Here is a 16,831-nt window from a genome sequence, read left to right on the forward strand (position 1 = left end):
GGTCGGGAAATCAGGCGTCGCGGATCTGATAGTCCTTCACCGCCGTGAAGCGGATCGCCTTCCAGCGTTCGGCCTCATAATTGAGCGAAAACTCGTGCTGGGCGAGGAACACCGGATCGTCATCTAGGTCGCGGGCGATGTCGCCGCGATGCGCCTCGACGAAGCGGTTCAGCTCTGCCTTTTCATCGGCGTCGATCCAGCGGCAGACCGAAAAGCGCGAAATCTCGAAATCGACCGGCAGGCCGTATTCGATGTTGAGTCGCTCCTTCAGCACGTCGAGTTGCAGTGCGCCGACCACGCCGACGATTGCCGGCGAGCCGTCTTCCGGCGAAAACAGCTGCACGACACCCTCTTCCGCCATCTGGTGAAGCGCATCTTTCAGCTTCTTCGCCTTCATGGCGTCGCCAAGGCGCACGCGGCGCAGGATTTCCGGCGCGAAGTTCGGCACGCCGCGGAACAATATGTCCTCGCCCTCGGTCAGCGTGTCGCCGATGCGCAGCGTGCCGTGGTTGGGAATGCCCACCACGTCGCCGGCATAGGCCTCGTCGGCGGTGATGCGCGATCGCGCGAAGAAGAACTGCGGCGCCGACAGCGACATCGGCTTGCCGGTGCGCACCAGCTTGGCCTTCATGCCGCGCTGAAGCACGCCCGAGCACACGCGCACGAAAGCGATGCGGTCGCGGTGGTTCGGGTCCATATTGGCCTGAATCTTGAAGACGAAGGAGGTCATCTTGTCTTCGGTGGCCTCAACGGTGCGGGTGTCGGCTTCCTGCGCGCGCGGCGGCGGGCCGAAGGCGCCGAGCGCCTCGATCAGGTCGCGCACGCCGAAATTGCGCAGCGCCGAGCCGAAATAGACGGGCGTCAGGTGGCCTTCAAGAAAGGCTTCACGGTCGAACGGGCGGCATGCCTCGCGCGCAAGTTCCGTTTCCTCGATGAAGGCCGCGCGATCGTTCTCCGGCAGAAGGCCGGCGGCGCGGTTGGAGTCCGGCCCGTGAACGGGAGTGCGCTCGGTTTCCGCATCGCCGCGGCGCACCGCGTTTTCCGCCAGATGATAGGTGCCCGCAAAAGTCTTGCCCTGCCCGATCGGCCAGGTCACGGGTGCTGTGTCGAGGGCCAGCTTCTCCTCGATCTCGTCGAGAATCTCGAACGTGTCGCGGGCCTCGCGGTCCATCTTGTTGACGAAGGTGATGATGGGAATGTCGCGCAGGCGGCAGACCTCGAACAGTTTTAGCGTCCGTGGCTCGATACCGCGCGCGGCGTCGATGACCATCACCGCCGCGTCGACGGCCGACAGGGTTCTGTAAGTATCGTCGGCGAAGTCCTCGTGGCCCGGCGTGTCGAGCAGGTTGAAGACGTTGTCGCCATATTCGAAGGTCATCACCGAGGTGACGACCGAGATGCCGCGCTCGCGCTCGATCTTCATCCAGTCGGAGCGGGTCTGGATCTTGTCCTTCTTGGCCTTGACTTCGCCGGCAAGCTGGATGGCGCCGCCGAACAGCAGCAGCTTTTCCGTCAGCGTCGTCTTGCCCGCGTCCGGGTGCGCGATGATCGCGAAGGTCCGGCGGCGCTTCACCGCCTCTTGAATTGTCTCTGCCATGTCAGGAATCCCGTCTGGTGGCGGGCTTCTAGCAATAACGGAGAAGGCTGTCGAACATAAATGGTTCGGGTAGACTGCATATGCGGCACTGGTCTATTCGCAAGGCCTGCTGTAAGCGGAACCGCCGGGGCGTATCGTCGTTGAGGCGGCACCCCTGCCCTGCCCGTCTGTCTCGATAGGATTTGCGCCATGTCCTCCTCCCAGCCCGCTTCCGTCATTGGTCCCACCGTTGGTTTCGTGCGCCTGCCGCATGCCGCCGATCTGCCGTTGCCCGCCTATGAAAGCAGGGGCGCGGCCGGCATGGATCTGCGCGCGGCGATCCCCGAGGATCGGTCCATCCTCATCCTGCCCGGCAAGCGGGCGCTGGTGCCGACCGGCCTGATCATGGAAATTCCGGAGGGCATGGAAGGTCAGGTCCGCCCGCGCTCCGGCCTGGCGCTGAAGCACGGCATCACCTGCCTGAACACGCCCGGCACCATCGACAGCGACTATCGCGGCGAGGTGCAGGTGCTGCTGGTCAATCTCGGCGATGAGGATTTCTCCGTCAGCCGCGGCATGCGCATCGCCCAGATCATCTTCGCACCCGTCACGCAGGTGCGCACCGAGGAACGCACGCTGGCCAGCGACACGTCGCGCGGCTCCGGCGGGTTTGGCTCCACCGGAACAGCCTGAGCCATCCGGGTTCGATTGCCGGAGCAAGCTTTGTGGAAAAAAGCCTCAGATCGGCCCTGACGGGCCGATCAGATGCACGGGGATATGCGCCCGCGCCAAAACGCGATACGGTTCCTGGCTCCACATCATGCTGCGGATGAGCCAGGGCCTTTTCGGGTCCGTGCCCATGATGATGGCCCGGCAGTTCTGTCGCCTTGCCTCATTCAGGATGCTCTTGCCGGGATTGCGGGTGGTGACGATGTGGCCATCGGCATCCACACCCGCTTTCTCGAGCTCGCCGATGGCCCAGTGGACATTGTCCTGCTGCTCGGCCATCTCGCTTTTGCTGGGGCGCAGGCCCGGATTGGGCAGGCCGAAGCTGGTGCCCCACAGGCGCGCAATGGTCAGAACCCGCGCCTGGCCGCCCCTCTCCCGAAGCATGCGGACGGCCGTTTCGATCACATCCGCGCTGAACCGCCGCCCTTCCGAGGCAATCAGCACCCGCTGTGCGACCTGCGGATCGCACGCCTGTGGCGAGCGCCTGAAAGGGTTGCGGATCATGCGCTGCGCTCCTCAACTGCCCGACGTGGCCATTTCTGCGGCTGAGTAGCCGTTTCGGGCGTCTTCCCATTTCCGGTACCAGTAGAGCGGCAGGTACATGAACGTCGCCGCTATGCCGAGAAAGTAGTAGATCGCCTGCCCGCCGATGTAGGAGTAGATGATGCCTCCACACAGCCACACGAAGAAATACAGCGCTGCCAGAGCCAGTGCGATGTATTTGAAATACTCCGGAAGCCGGAACGGACGATGCACGTTGGGACGGTCCTTGCGCAGCAGATAATAGGCGATCAGGACCGGCACGAACGAACCGAGATATCCGACGTTGGAGAAGGAGTAGATCTCGATCGCCCCGCCCATGAAGGCGATGAGCAGGCTGGCGCCGACATTGGTCATCATGGCGCGATCCGGCACGTGATACCTGTTCAGATGTTGGTAGAACCGCGGAAATTGCCCGTCCAGCGACATCTGATAGAGCGAGCGCGAGCAGCCCATCAGCGAGTTCAGGGCTGACAGCACCAGAGCGATGATCAGCATGATCGCCATCAGCCATTCCATCACCGCTCCGGCCACGCCGGGGAAGATGTTGCTGGCGAAGGTGACGAACATCGTCTTCGGATCGACAAGGGCGGGGTCCGAGATGGCCTGTGCGCCCAGCACGACGACGAACGAAACCGGCAGCATCGTGTAGACGAACACGCCGTATCCGCCCTCGAGCGTCATGGCGATGCGGGCGTCGCGGCCGGGGTTCCTGCACTCGCCGATGTAGCAGGCTGCCGCCTCATAGGCGATCACGGTCCACAACAGCGGGAAGGCATAGGCGATGTACATGATCCATGCCGGATACCCGCCGACGGGATCGAAGAAGCTCGATCCGTCGAGATGCGGGAAACCGGCAAGCTCGCTCCAGTTGGCGGCATCAAGGTTGAAGATGAAGCCGATCGACAGGAAGGTGAGCGGGATCATCGACAGAACCGCCAGTATAGTCGCCATCGAAGTGCCGAAGCGGATGCCGAGATAGGCGGGAATCGACAGGATGATCAGCCCGACCGCCGTGATGCCCAGCGTCCAGTACGGAATGAAGGTGCTGATCGGCGTGATCCCCTGCGTCGCGTCCAGCCCGAACAGGTGTGTGATGTAGAACGAGGCAAGGATCATGTTGAGCGGTGCTACAGGCATCCATCCCACCCAGTACATCCAGGCAGTGACGCCGTTGACATGTGGCGCCAGCCGCGGCCAGCGGTTCCTGTAGGCCGGATAGGCATAGGATGGAGACCCGCCGGTACGGCCCGGCATCATCGCCGACAGTTCCGCCAGCAGAAGGCACAGCAGAACGCCGGTCAGCGTGAAGAAGGTGATGAAGGGAATGTAGGATGCGCCGAATACGGTCAGGAAGGCCGGCGCAGCACCGGTTACAAGGATGGTTCCGGCAAGACCGATGACAAAGGCACCCCACCAGTTCGTGCCGGTCTGAAGATTGCCCTGCTCGTATTCAAGGACGTCGGTGGCTCCTCCGCTCGGGCTCATCTTGCGTCCTCCCGTACGGCCGGGCGTCGCATCGCCGGGCTGGTGTGAGCCGGGCATCCGGCGGTCGCCATGGGTCCGGCCATCGCGATGAAGATGGCATGCTGTGGATCGGTAAAAGTCATCGAGTGTCCTCCTCCTCCTGACTTGTACGTGGTCGTTTTCTTCTGTTCTTACCTGCCTGCTCTGCTGGAGTTCGGCGCTCTCGCGGCCGCGGTCCGGGACTCCAGAAACACGTCTGCCGGGCTGCCGGTCACAGTCCCCGCACCGGTTTTCGAAGCAAAAAAGGCCCCCGCGCTCCAACGTGGTTGCGAGCGCGTCTGGCAGCTGCGAAGTCCGGCATTCCCATGCATCGGCCCGATCGGATTGGCTGTCTGCGTGTTCTGACGCGAACACGACCTTGCCGGTGTCGCAACGATGCGATCCCGGCATTGGACAGCCAGGGCAATACGCGCCATGCAGATGTGGCCGTGGGCGGATCTCGGACGGAGCTCCCCCTTAAGGGAACGCTCCCGTTTTACCTGCTTTCAAAGGGCTGCGCGCGATGGTGCGCGACGGCCTTTTCAGGCAGGTTCCGCATGTCCGCTTCCGATCCGTAATTCATTCCTCCCCTTCGACAAACCACGGATAATGAATCGAAGAACCGCTATGTGTCGGATGAAGTTGTTTTTCCATTTTTGATTCATTTTAAGAAAAAACATTTCATATGATGCATATCAGGTCACAAGGCCATCCCGATGTCAACCGGATATTTCCGTTGCGGAAAATCCGGATTTTCCTGAAATGAAATCAGGATTAAGTATCTGAACATAATATATATTTTGTCTCTTCCTAAAACGGGCGACACGCATCCTGCCTGTCCCGGAGCCCGGGTGAGTTCGGCTAAAATGGTGAAGGCCGGTAGCTCGAAATGCCGGCATCAGGGCGTTTGTTGCAGGAAGTGCAATTCTGATTTGCCGTGCCGTTTTTCACCCGCTAGGATCGATTTGAACCGATCATGTCCGGGCGAGCGTTGCTATGGAAAATACCTCCGACAAGGGCGCGGTTTTTCGCGAACTGCACGCTTCAACCTTCGTAATTCCCAATCCGTGGGATGTGGGGACGGCAAGGCTTCTGCAATCGCTGGGCTTCCGGGCGTTGGCAACGACCAGCGCGGGCTTCGCCTTCTCGCGGGGCCTGCCGGATGGTGGCGTCAGCTTCGAGACCATGATTGCCCACTGCCGGGAGATTGTCGGGGCGACGGACCTGCCGGTCTCGGCGGATCTGGAAAAGGGCAAGGGCGACAGTCCCGAAAGTGCGGCTGAAACGGTGTTTGCGGCGGCAGCGGCGGGGCTTGCGGGCTGTTCGCTGGAGGATTTTTCCGGCGACGAAGACAGACCGATCTATGAGTTCTCCCATGCGGTCGAGCGTGTGGCGGCCGCGGTGGAAGCGGCGCGTGCTCTCAAAAGCGATTTCGTGTTCACCGCCCGCGCCGAGAATTTCCTGCACGGCGTTCCCGATCTCGACGATACGATCAGGCGCCTTCAGGCTTTCGGGAAGGCGGGAGCCGATGTTCTCTACGCGCCGGGGCTCGCCGACATCGGCCAGGTGCGCACGCTGTGCGCGGCTCTGGAGAAGCCGGTCAACGTGCTGGCAAATCCCGCCTTCACCGTTGCCGCTCTCGCCGATGCCGGCGCAAAACGCATTTCGCTCGGCTCGAAGCTGACCACCTGCGCTTTCGGCGCTGTGGAAAGGGCGGCAAGGGAAATTCTGGAAAGCGGCACCTTCGCCTTTGTTCGCGAGGCCATGGACTTCGACCGTCTGCAGGAAATGTTCCAGCCGCTCGATTGATCGCCCCACCTGCTATGCAAACCCATCCTGATGATCTACCACCGGCCAGCCCTTTGGCTGCCTGAAGACAAATCTGCCCGCATCGGAGAGGACTGCATGCCGGACTATGACGTGTTGTGCATCGGCAATGCCATTGTCGATATCATTGCCCAGAGCGACGAAAGCTTCCTCACCGAGAACGGCATCATCAAGGGCGCGATGAACCTCATTGATGCCGAACGCGCCGAACAGCTCTATGCACGCATGGGGCCGGCGGTGGAAGCCTCCGGCGGATCGGCCGGCAACACAGCGGCGGGCATTGCCAGCTTCGGCGGCAGGGCGGCCTTCTCCGGCAAGGTGGCCGACGATCATCTCGGCGGCATCTATGCGCATGACATTCACGCGCTTGGCGTGGCCTTCGACACCGCGCCGCTTGCCGGCACGCCGCCCACGGCGCGCTGCATGATCTTCGTCACGCCCGATGGCGAGCGTTCGATGAACACCTATCTCGGCGCCTGCGTGGAATTCGGGCCGGAGGATATCGAGCCTGAAAAGCTCTCCGGTTCGAAAGTCGTCTATTTCGAAGGCTATCTGTGGGATCCGCCGCGCGCAAAGGAAGCGATGCGCGAGGCGGCGCGGATTGCCCATGAAGCGGGGCGGGAAGTGGCGATGACGCTCTCCGACAGCTTTTGCGTCGACCGCTACCGCGACGAGTTTCTGGAGCTGATGCGCGGCGGTACGGTCGACATCGTTCTGGCCAACGACCATGAGATCAAGGCGCTTTACCAGACCTCCTCCTTCGACACCGCGCTGGAGGCCCTGCGCAAGGATTGCAGGCTCGCCGCCGTCACCCGTTCCGAACAGGGTTCGGTGATCGTGCGTGGCGACGAAACCGTAAAGATCGATGCCATTGCGATCCGCGAACTGGTGGACACCACCGGCGCCGGTGATCTTTATGCCGCCGGCTTCCTGTTCGGCTACACGCAGGGGCGGTCTCTGGAAGACAGCGGCAGGCTGGGATCGCTCGCCGCCGGGCTCGTCATCCAGCAGGTCGGCCCACGCCCGCGCCAGAACCTGCGCGAAGAGGCAGAGCAGGCCGGGCTGCTTTAAGCAGCCTGCCTCAGCTTCCAAGCTCGATGGAGCGCCTGCGCGCGGCATCGACAGTTTCGGTCATCAGGCGCGTGAGGGCTTCGTCGCCCATCAGCACATCGAGCCCGGCGGCGGTCGTGCCCTTGTGGCTCGTCACCTGCTGGCGAAGAACACCGGGCTCCTCGCTGCTCGTCGCAGCCATGGTCGCCGCGCCATAGACGGTCTGCACAGCAAGCCGTGCCGCCGTTTCCGCCGGCAGGCCAGCGGTTCTGGCCGCGGCGGTCAGCGCTTCGATGAAGTGGAACACATAGCCGGGACCCGAGCCGGAAACGGCTGTCACCGCATCCATCAGCTTCTCGTCGTCGACCGTGGCAACCTCGCCGCTGGCGGCCAGCAGGCCGGCCACGAAATCGCGTGCCTTGTCACTGACAAGGCCGTTGGCGAACACCACCATCATGCCCTTGCCGATGGCGGCCGGCAGGTTGGGCATGCAGCGGATGACGGGGGTCTTTTCGCCGAGAATGCTCTCGAAGGTGGCGACGCTGGTGCCGGCGGCGATGCTGACGAAGGTGGTCGCACCATTGCCGAAGCGCGCATAGCCGGCCAGAACATCGCGGATCGCCTGCGGCTTGACCGCGATCACCACGATCCCGGGGGTGATGTTTGCCGGCAAGGCTTCAGCGCCGGACACGGTGACGCAGCCCAGTTCCGTGGCCTTGTTGCGCAGCTCTTCGTTCGGCTCGACCACCACGACTTCAGCTGGCGCGATCCGGCCGGAACTGATCCAGCCCGACAACATGGCGCGGCCCATATGGCCGCAGCCGACGAGAACAAGCTTCGCAGTCATCCTGATCCTCCGAACTGACCCGCGTTCTTAACCCGGCCAGCTTCGGCTGGAAAGGCGGTTGACGCCCAACTGCCCGACGCTCAGCCGCCGGACCTTCAACCGCCGGACTGGGGCACCAGAAGCGGCACGATGCGTTCGCTGGTGCTGACCTGCGGGCTCCGGGCCGTGCCATAGGGAATGCCCAGCGCATTCCAGGTTTCCACCAGCGCGTCGCGCAGCTGAAGGATCAGCTCATCGGAATGGAACGGCGTCGGCGTGATGCGCAGGCGCTCGGTGCCGCGCGGCACGGTCGGGTAGTTGATCGGCTGGATGTAGATGCCGTGGACGCCGAGCAGCCGGTCGCTCGCCATCTTGCACAGCTCCGGGTCGCCCACCAGCACCGGCACGATATGGGTCACGGACGGCATCACCGGCAGGCCGGCATCGCCAAGGATTTGCTTGGCGCGTGCCGCCTGCCGCTGCTGGGCGTCGCGCTCTTCCTGCGAGGATTTGAGATGGCGGATCGAGGCGGTCGCGGCCGCTGCCAGTGCCGGCGGCAGGGCGGTGGTGAAGATGAAGCCCGGCGCATAGGAGCGCACGGCGTCGATCACCGCGCTGGTGCCGGTAATGTAGCCGCCCAGCGTGCCGAACGCCTTGGCGAGCGTGCCCTCGATGATGTCGATGCGGTTGGCCAGTCCCTCGCGCTCGGTGATGCCGCCGCCGCGCGGGCCGTACATGCCCACCGCATGGACCTCGTCGATATAGGTCATGGCGTTGTACTTGTCGGCGAGATCGGCGATCTCCCGGATCGGCGCGATGTCGCCGTCCATGGAATAGACGCTTTCGAACACGATCAGCTTGGCGCGCTCGCGCCCGGCGGCCTGAAGCAGGCTTTCCAGATGGCCGACGTCGTTGTGGCGGAAGATGCGCTTTTCAGCGCCCGAGCGGCGTACGCCCTCGATCATCGAGGCGTGGTTGAGCTCGTCCGACAGAATCAGGCAGTTGGGCAGAAGCCGCGCGATGGTGGAGATCGCCGCCTCGTTGGAGACGAAGCCGGAGGTGAAGACGAGCCCGGCTTCCTTGCCGTGCAGGTCGGCCAGTTCCCGTTCCAGCTCGACCAGCGGATTGCTGGTGCCGGAAATGTTGCGGGTGCCGCCGGCGCCGGAGCCCATGCGGCCGGCAGCGTCCTGGAAGGCGCTGACCACGGCCGGATGCTGGCCCATGCCCAGATAATCGTTCGAGCACCAGACCGTGATCTCGCGCGTGTCGGAGCCGGTGCGCCACAGGGCGCGGGGAAACTTGCCGACCATGCGTTCCAGATCGGCGAACACGCGGTAGCGGCGCTCGGCATGCAACTGGTCGATGGCGTCTTCGAAGAACCTTTGATAGTTCATTTTCGGGTCCCGTTGGAGCAATTCCGGGAAACGAACGAAACGGCTTTCCCTACGGAATTGCGCATGACAATGAGGAAGGCAGTGTCGCAATTTCAAGGAAAGCGGACTGCTCAGGTTGATGCGATCATAATGCCGGCGGCCTTTGGCGTCCACGCAAGCCGTTCGGTCAAAATGCCACGCCTGCGGTGACGGGCGCGGCCAAAGAGGTGCGGGCATGAGGATACTGGTTCTGGGGGCGGGCGCGGTCGGTACGGCGGCGGCATATTATCTCGCCCGCGACGGGCATGAGGTGACGGTGATCGAGCGCCATGCCGGGCCGGCCTCCGGCACCAGCTACGCCAATGGCGGGCTGGTCTCGCCGGGCGACGCCACCGCGTGGGCTTCGCCGGAAGCGCTGAAGACCTTTGTGCGCGGCATGTTCAACCACGATCTCGGCATCCGGGTGCGGCTTGGCCGCGATCCTTATCTGTTCGCCTGGGGGCTGCGTTTCCTGCGCCAGTGCACGCAGGCCCGCAAACGCGCCAACACCCTGCCGAAGCTGCGGCTCGCTCTCTACTCGCGCGACAGCATCAATGCCCTGTCGGACGAAACCGGCATCACCTATGACGACCGGCGCAAGGGCATCCTCTATCTGTCGCGCAGCCGCGAAAGCCTCGACGCGGCGGCGCGAAACTATGGGTTCCTCGCCGATCACGGCCTGCCGATCGAGGTCGTCGATCCGGAGCGGATGGCCGGGATCGATCCGGGTCTTGCCGGCGCGCGGCATCATTTTGCCGGAGCCGTCTATTCCCCCACCGACCAGACCGGCGATTCGCGCCTGTTCGCGACGCGGCTGGCAACCTATGCGACTGAGAAACTCGGCGTCGATTTCCGTTTCAACACCACCGTCGAAGGGCTCGATACCGAGGGTGATGCGGTGACGGCGGTGCGCACCGATGCCGGGCCGTTCACCGCCGACAGCGTGGTTCTCGCCATGGGGCCGGAAAGCGGGTTGCTCGGCCGCCGTCACGGGCTCGACCTGCCGATCTATCCGGTCAAGGGCTATGCGGCGACCATTCCGCTGGAGGACGAGGGCAAGGGCCCGACCATGGGCGGCGCGGACGAGGACCGCTACGTTGCCTACTCGCGCCTTGGCAACCGGCTGCGGCTGTCCTGCACGGCCGAATTCACCGGCTTCGACCGGACGTTCCGGAAGCAGGATTTCGCGCCCATGTTCCGCACCGCGCACGAGCTTTTCCCCGGCGCCTTCGATGAAGCGAAAGCCGAACTGTGGGCGGGTCTTCGCCCGATGATGCCGAAATCCGTTCCGGTTCTGGGGCGCGCGCGCTACCGCAACCTCTACCTCGACACCGGCCACGGCCATCTCGGCTGGACGCTCGCCGCGGGCTCCGGCCGGCTGCTGGCGGATCTGGTTGCCGGGCGTTCGCCTGAGATCAACACCGAGGGTCTGCTCTACGGGAATTGACCGCCGCAGGTCCGATTTCGGTTGACGGGCGTGGCCATCTGGTCATGTTACGGCTCTCGCGAATTCCGTCGTTTCAGGAGGCACCATGGCTGACGAAGCGCTTGTCGTCATTGATCTGCAGAACGATTTCTGCCCGGGTGGAGCGCTGGCGGTTGCCGGCGGGGACGAGATCGTGCCGCTGGTCAACGATCTCATTCGCGGCGCCGATCACGTCATCATGACGCAGGACTGGCACCCGGCCGGGCATTCCAGCTTCGCCTCCAGCCATCCGGGGCATCAGCCTTACCAGAGCGTCACCATGCCCTATGGCGAGCAGACGCTGTGGCCCGATCACTGCATCCAGGGCAGCCGCGGCGCGGAGTTCCATACCGGCCTTGCCTGGGCAAAGGCCGAACTTGTCATCCGCAAGGGTTTCCGCCCCGCCATCGACAGTTATTCGGCCTTCTTCGAGAACGATCGCACCACGCCGACCGGCCTTGCCGGCTATCTGCGCGAACGGGGCATCGGCTCGATCACGCTCGCCGGCCTCGCCACGGATTTCTGCGTGGCCTATTCGGCGCTGGATGCGGTGAAGCTCGGCTTTTCCGCCACGGTGCGGCTCGCCGCATGCCGTGGCATCGATCTCAATGGCTCGCTCGACGCCATGACCGGCAGGATGCGCGACGCCGGCGTCACCCTGCTCTGACGCTGGAAATCCGACAGATCCGACACCGAACAAGGAGAACCGGGTGAACGCTGCTGCAGTGCGAATGGCCGTCCTCGTGCTGGCGGGACTTTCCGCCACTCCCGCCCTTGCAGCGGAAGCGTTGCCGGGCGCGCAGATGTCGCTGTGGTGGGCGCTGCCCTTCGCCGGCCTGCTCCTGTGCATCGCCACGGGACCGCTGTTGTTCCACCATTTCTGGGAGCATCACTACGGCAAGATCGCTGCCGTCTGGGCCGCACTGGTGATCGTGCCGCTGGCGGCGTCCTATGGCGTTGCGGCGGCAAGCGAGGCGGTGCTGCATGCCATGCTGCTGGAATACATGTCGTTCATCATCCTTCTGTTTGCGCTGTTCACCATTTCGGGCGGTATCCTGATTTCCGGCAACATCCACGGCACGCCGCTGTTCAACTCCGGCCTGCTTCTGGTCGGCTCCATCCTCGCCTCGGTGATCGGCACCACCGGCGCCTCGATGATCCTGATCCGGCCCATCATCCGTGCCAACGACAACCGGTCCTTCAATGCCCATGTCGTGGTGTTCTTCATCTTTCTCGTCTCCAACATCGGCGGCTCGCTGACGCCGCTGGGCGACCCGCCGCTGTTCGTCGGCTTCCTGCGCGGCGTCGATTTCTTCTGGACGACCGTGCATCTGTTGCCCGACACGCTGTTCGTCGGGGGTCTGGTGCTCGCCATCTTCTTCGTGCTCGACACCATCCTCTACCGGCGCGAGCAGGGCGTGCCGGAGATCAGGGACCCGACGCCGGATTCGAAAGTGCGCATCCTCGGCCTCGTCAACATTCCGCTGCTGGCCGGCGTCATCGGCGCCATCCTCATGTCGGCGGCGTGGAAGCCGGGCGTCGAGTTCACCATTCAGGGCGTGCATGTCGAGCTGCAGAACCTCGTGCGCGACGCCATCATCGTGGCGCTGGCGTTGATTTCGCTGGTCGTGTCGCCAAAAAAATACCGCTCCGCCAACGGCTTCAACTGGGAACCGATCCTCGAGGTGGCGAAGCTGTTCGCGGCGATCTTCATCTGCATCGTGCCGGTGGTGGCGATCCTGCGTGCCGGTATGGACGGAGCGCTCGCCCCGCTCGTCGCGCTGGTGACGACGGCTTCGGGCCAGCCCAACGACATGGCCTATTTCTGGATGACAGGCATACTGTCGTCCTTCCTCGACAATGCGCCAACCTATCTGGTGTTCTTCGAACTGGCCGGCGGCAATCCGCAGGAGCTGATGACCACCTTCGCCACCACGCTGGCGGCGATCTCGGCCGGCGCGGTGTTCATGGGCGCCAATACCTATATCGGCAATGCGCCGAACTTCATGGTCTATGCCATAGCCCGCAACCAGGGTGTCCGCATGCCGGGCTTCTTCGGCTACATGATGTGGTCAGGCGTGGTGCTGCTGCCCATCTTCGTCCTGTCGAGCTTCATCTTCTTTGGGTAGGGGCATTTCCGGAAGAAAGGTGAAACTGCGCCGGTCATCGCCGGTCGCGGCAGTTCTGGCCGGCATTCTTGCCGTTTCGGCAACGATGTCGTTCGCGCAGGAAAGCCGGACATGGCCGGATACGAGCTCGGGAACGATGGAGTTCGCCCCGGTGGGGGCCATCGACTACAGCATCGGTTACGCCAGTGTCGGCTACGATCATTTCGAGACGGAAATCATGGTCTCATGGCGCGATGACGGGGAGAGGACGCAGCTTCTGTTCAGCGGCATTCAGGACAAGCCGCCGGCACAGATGACGGTCAGGGGTAACCTTCTGTGTGTCGTCGCGCAATATTGCGCGCGCTATCAGGACGTCTGTTCAGCGCTGGCGACCTGCTACGCATATGATGCCGGGCAAAAGCAGTTCGTCGAAGAGGATGCCGAAGGGAAAGCCGTCCCGCGCTGAAGGCGCGGCCGGGTGCGTCAGCCGATCCCCACATAGCGCCTGAGCGCCGACGGGTCGGCCTTCAGCTCCGCGATCGCCATCGTCTCGCGGCTGTGGCCGTTTTCGACGAAGGTCACGCGGTCGGCCAGTGCAAGCACAGCCTCGGCCCGCTGCTCGACCAGTATGGTCGACACGCCGCGGTGCCGCAGCGCCAGAACCGTCTCGCGGATCTTCTGGATCATCGACGGCATCAGCCCCTCGGTCGGCTCGTCCAGCAACAGGATTTCGGGTTCGAGGCAAAGCGCGCGCGCCATGGCCAGCATCTGCTGCTCGCCGCCGGAAAGCGTGCCGGACTGCTGCTTCAGCCGCTCGCGCAGCAACGGAAAGAGATCGAGCACGCTTTCCAGCGTGTCGGCACCCTTTCTGCGCGTGTTGAGGCCGATCTCCAGATTTTCCCGCACCGTCATTTCGGCGAACAGCCGCCTTCCCTGCGGCACGTAGCCGATGCCGCGCTTCGGCACCTCATGCGCGGCAAGCTCCGTCAGCTCGATGCTGCCGGAGGGATCAGTATCGGGGCCGTCCATGACGATGGAGCCGGCGCGGGGCCGCACCAGTCCCATGATGGCTTTCAGCGTGGTCGTCTTGCCGGCGCCGTTGCGCCCCATCAGGCACAGCACCTCGCCCTTGTGCAGTGCAAGCTCCAGCCCGTGCAGCACCTGCACCTCGCCATAGAAGCAGTTCAGCCCGGAGACGGTCAGAAGCGCGCTCATGCGCCGCCTCCCAGATAGGCGCGCTGCACGGCCTCGTTGGCGCGGATGGCATCGGGCGTACCTTCGGCCAGCACCCTGCCCGCCTCCAGCACGGTGATGCGGTCGGCAAGCTGCATGACGACGTCCATATTGTGTTCGATCAGCAGCACGGTGGCATTCGCGGCGATTTTGCGCGCCAGCGCGACGAAGTTTTCGATCTCGCCGTCGCCGAGCCCCTGCGTCGGCTCGTCGAGGATCATCAGGCGGGGTTTGAGCGCCAGCCCCATCGCCACTTCCAGCAGGCGCTGGTGGCCATAGGCGAGCTGGCCCGCGGGCAGGGACGCACGGTCCGCCAGCCCGACCCGTTCAAGCGCCTCTGTTACCCCCGTCCGCAGCCGACCCTTGGAGCGGCCATCGGCCAGCGTGCGCTGCACGGCAAGCGCGACGTTGTCGAAGACGCTGAGCTGGGCATAGACGCTGGTGATCTGGAAGGTATAGGCGATGCCGAGCCGCACGCGCCGGTGCGCGGGCAGGGCGGTTATGTCCGCCCCGTCGAAGATGATGGTGCCGGAGGAGGGCGCGAGACGGCCGCAGACGAGGCTGACGAAGGTCGTCTTGCCGGCCCCGTTGGGACCGATGATGGCGCGGATCTCTCCCGGATCGACGGAAAAATCGACGCGGTCGACAGCGCGTAAGCCGCCGAAATCGCGCGACAGCGCCCGTGTTTCCAGAAGGGGGCTCATTTCCGGAAGAGGGCTCATGGCAGCCACCTCAGCCAGCGCTCGCGCACCGTGCCCAAAAGTCCCTTGCGGAAGAACAGCACCAGCAGGATGAGGACGACGCCCACCACCAGCATGTAGGCGGAGGTGTAGCCGCTGGCGATGTCGACTACGTAATACATGAAGATGGTGCCGAACAGCGGTCCGAGCGTCGTTGCCGCCCCGCCCAGCAGCACCCACAACAGCGGCAGGATGGAATATTGCACCGAAGCGAAGTTCGCGCCGACATAGCCGAACAGGATACCGTAGGCGGCCCCGGCCGCAGCGCACACCGTGCCCGAAACCACCAGCGCCGCAAGCCTGCCGGAAAAGGTGTCGTAACCCAGCATGCGCGTGCGCTCTTCGTTTTCACGGATGGCGACGAGAACGCGGCCGAAGCCGGAGCGCACGAGGGCGAGCATGAGGAACAGCACGACCGTGAACAAAGCGAGCGCCACAAGGTAGCGGGTGTTCGGATCGGTGAGGTTGAGCGTGCCCAGAACCGTTTCCACGCGACGCTGCTGAGGCCGCAGCATCAGCCCCTGATCGCCGCCGGTGAAGGCGGAGAAATAGAGAATGACGAGATGGACGGCCTGCGAGAACATCAGCGTCACGATCATGAAGGCGACACCGGTGGTGCGCAGCGCCAGCACGCCGACGACAAGTGCGAGCAGGGCGCCGCAGGCAAGTGCGGCAAGGAACGCCTCTGGCACCCCGAAGCCCAGATGCTGGATGGAGAGCCCCGCGCCATAGAGGCCGGCGGCGAAGAACATGGCGTGGCCGAGCGAGAGCAGCCCGCCATAGCCGAAGGTGAGGTTGTAGCCCATGGCGAAGGTGGCGAGCACGAGGATGCGCGCCATCAGCCCGTGTTGATAGGCAGGCAGCAGGAAGTTCAGCGCCAGAAGCACCGCGATCACCGCGCCATGCAGGGCGTAGAGTCTTGCGCCCGCCTTCACCGCGCCACCTTGCCGAACAGGCCCTGCGGGCGGAACACGAGCACCATCGCGACCGCCAGCGTGGCGATCAGCTTGGCGAGCGTCGGCGAGAAGAACATGGAGATCACGCCGTCTGAGATGCCGATGAGCAGCGCCGCGACCACGGTGCCGCGGAGCGAACCAAGCCCGCCGATGATGACCACGGCGAAGGACAGAAGCAGCGGGTCCTGCCCCATCAGGTAATGCGCCTGGCTGATCGGAACGATCAGCACGGCGGCAATGGCGGCAAGCATGGCGCCGATGGCGAACACGGCGGCATAGACGCGCCCGACCGGAATGCCGAAGGCCTGCGCCGTTTCGCGGTCGTACTGGGTGGCGCGCATGATCAGGCCGGCGCGCGTGCGCGTCAGCACCAGCCATGACAGCAGGAGCAGGGCGGCCGACGTCGCGATGATCGACAGCTTGTAGGCCGAATAGCCGAACCATGGCAGCGAGATGCGCAGGTTGAACGGCGGCGGCACCGGCCGTGCGTCGGCGCCGTAGAAGGTGAGGGCGAGCTGCTGGAGGATGTAGAGCAGGCCGATGGTGGCGACGATGGTGGCTTCGGGATCGTAGTTCACCCGGCGCAGCACCAGCCGCTCCGCCAGCAGAGCCACCACGCCCACGATCAGCGGCGCGATGACCAGTGCCGCGGCAAAGCCGGATGCGGGGCTTGCGCCGACCGTCGTGGCCACGGCCCACGCCAGCACCGCGCCCAGCATGAAGAACTCGCCATGCGCGACGTTGACGACGCGCATGACACCGAACACCAGCGACAGGCCGAGCGCCGTCAGCGCCAGAACTGCCGAGGTGACCAGCCCTTCAAGAACCGCCAGCAGCAGGTGAGGTCCGAAAGCCATGCTCTG

At 64.1% G+C, this 16,831-nt stretch carries 16 protein-coding genes; 7 read left to right on the forward strand and 9 right to left on the reverse strand.

Features of this window, described 5'->3' with window-relative positions; translation table 11 throughout:
• Positions 1-10 precede the first annotated feature (10 nt).
• Positions 11-1,597: a peptide chain release factor 3 gene (locus AC5XE7_RS07615; protein ID WP_495365492.1), complete on the reverse strand. Its 1,587-nt coding sequence runs from the start codon at positions 1,595-1,597 to the stop codon at positions 11-13.
• A 189-nt stretch (positions 1,598-1,786) separates the two neighbouring features.
• Here AC5XE7_RS07615 and dut point away from each other — a divergent pair, with 189 nt between their 5' ends.
• A complete protein-coding gene (gene dut / locus AC5XE7_RS07620) occupies positions 1,787-2,269 on the forward strand; it encodes a dUTP diphosphatase (RefSeq protein WP_183825768.1) in 483 nt (160 codons plus the stop codon).
• Between the two features lie 45 nt (positions 2,270-2,314).
• Here the strand turns inward: dut and AC5XE7_RS07625 are convergent, their stop codons facing one another.
• Complete coding sequence (locus tag AC5XE7_RS07625) at positions 2,315-2,809, reverse strand: universal stress protein (RefSeq protein WP_495365493.1); 495 nt, start codon at positions 2,807-2,809, stop codon at positions 2,315-2,317.
• Positions 2,810-2,821: 12 nt separating this feature from the next.
• Positions 2,822-4,333, reverse strand: a complete 1,512-nt coding sequence (locus tag AC5XE7_RS07630; RefSeq protein ID WP_495365494.1) for an APC family permease — start codon at positions 4,331-4,333, stop codon at positions 2,822-2,824.
• A 1,014-nt stretch (positions 4,334-5,347) separates the two neighbouring features.
• Here AC5XE7_RS07630 and AC5XE7_RS07635 point away from each other — a divergent pair.
• Entirely contained in the window at positions 5,348-6,160 is an 813-nt protein-coding gene (locus AC5XE7_RS07635) for an isocitrate lyase/PEP mutase family protein (protein ID WP_495365495.1), read from the forward strand.
• A gap of 96 nt (positions 6,161-6,256) precedes the next feature.
• Positions 6,257-7,249 carry an adenosine kinase gene (locus AC5XE7_RS07640; protein WP_495365496.1) on the forward strand — a complete coding sequence of 331 codons (993 nt, stop codon included), beginning with the start codon at positions 6,257-6,259 and terminating at the stop codon, positions 7,247-7,249.
• Between the two features lie 10 nt (positions 7,250-7,259).
• Here AC5XE7_RS07640 and proC read toward each other — a convergent pair whose 3' ends face one another.
• Positions 7,260-8,075, reverse strand: a complete 816-nt coding sequence (proC, locus tag AC5XE7_RS07645) for a pyrroline-5-carboxylate reductase (RefSeq protein WP_495365497.1) — start codon at positions 8,073-8,075, stop codon at positions 7,260-7,262.
• 95 nt (positions 8,076-8,170) lie between these two features.
• Positions 8,171-9,448 (reverse strand): 5-aminolevulinate synthase, encoded by a 1,278-nt coding sequence (hemA, locus tag AC5XE7_RS07650; RefSeq protein WP_495365498.1) that lies wholly within the window; start codon positions 9,446-9,448, stop codon positions 8,171-8,173.
• Positions 9,449-9,662: 214 nt separating this feature from the next.
• Between hemA and AC5XE7_RS07655 the strand changes: the two genes are divergently transcribed.
• The 4 genes from AC5XE7_RS07655 to AC5XE7_RS07670 all read left to right on the forward strand — a co-directional run bounded on the left by AC5XE7_RS07655 (position 9,663) and on the right by AC5XE7_RS07670 (position 13,505).
• Positions 9,663-10,913, forward strand: a complete 1,251-nt coding sequence (locus AC5XE7_RS07655) for a D-amino acid dehydrogenase (protein ID WP_495365499.1) — start codon at positions 9,663-9,665, stop codon at positions 10,911-10,913.
• 85 nt (positions 10,914-10,998) lie between these two features.
• Positions 10,999-11,598, forward strand: coding sequence for a bifunctional nicotinamidase/pyrazinamidase (pncA, locus tag AC5XE7_RS07660; protein ID WP_495365500.1), 600 nt, complete (start codon positions 10,999-11,001; stop codon positions 11,596-11,598).
• 64 nt (positions 11,599-11,662) lie between these two features.
• Positions 11,663-13,060, forward strand: a complete 1,398-nt coding sequence (locus AC5XE7_RS07665; protein ID WP_495365541.1) for a sodium:proton antiporter — start codon at positions 11,663-11,665, stop codon at positions 13,058-13,060.
• A 19-nt stretch (positions 13,061-13,079) separates the two neighbouring features.
• Positions 13,080-13,505 (forward strand): hypothetical protein, encoded by a 426-nt coding sequence (locus AC5XE7_RS07670; RefSeq protein WP_495365501.1) that lies wholly within the window; start codon positions 13,080-13,082, stop codon positions 13,503-13,505.
• Positions 13,506-13,522: 17 nt separating this feature from the next.
• Here AC5XE7_RS07670 and AC5XE7_RS07675 read toward each other — a convergent pair whose 3' ends face one another.
• The 4 genes from AC5XE7_RS07675 to AC5XE7_RS07690 are packed head-to-tail and all read right to left on the reverse strand — an operon-like array spanning position 13,523 to position 16,825.
• On the reverse strand, positions 13,523-14,254 hold the full coding sequence (locus AC5XE7_RS07675) for an ABC transporter ATP-binding protein (RefSeq protein ID WP_495365502.1): 732 nt from the start codon (positions 14,252-14,254) through the stop codon (positions 13,523-13,525).
• Complete coding sequence (locus AC5XE7_RS07680) at positions 14,251-14,976, reverse strand: ABC transporter ATP-binding protein (protein ID WP_495365542.1); 726 nt, start codon at positions 14,974-14,976, stop codon at positions 14,251-14,253. Before AC5XE7_RS07680 ends, AC5XE7_RS07675 begins: the two co-directional genes overlap by 4 nt.
• A 14-nt stretch (positions 14,977-14,990) precedes the next feature.
• On the reverse strand, positions 14,991-15,947 hold the full coding sequence (locus AC5XE7_RS07685; protein WP_495365503.1) for a branched-chain amino acid ABC transporter permease: 957 nt from the start codon (positions 15,945-15,947) through the stop codon (positions 14,991-14,993).
• Positions 15,944-16,825, reverse strand: a complete 882-nt coding sequence (locus tag AC5XE7_RS07690; protein WP_495365505.1) for a branched-chain amino acid ABC transporter permease — start codon at positions 16,823-16,825, stop codon at positions 15,944-15,946. Before AC5XE7_RS07690 ends, AC5XE7_RS07685 begins: the two co-directional genes overlap by 4 nt.
• Between the last annotated feature and the right edge of the window lie 6 nt (positions 16,826-16,831).

This window comes from Aquamicrobium sp. YD-1-mutant5 (assembly GCF_059509755.1).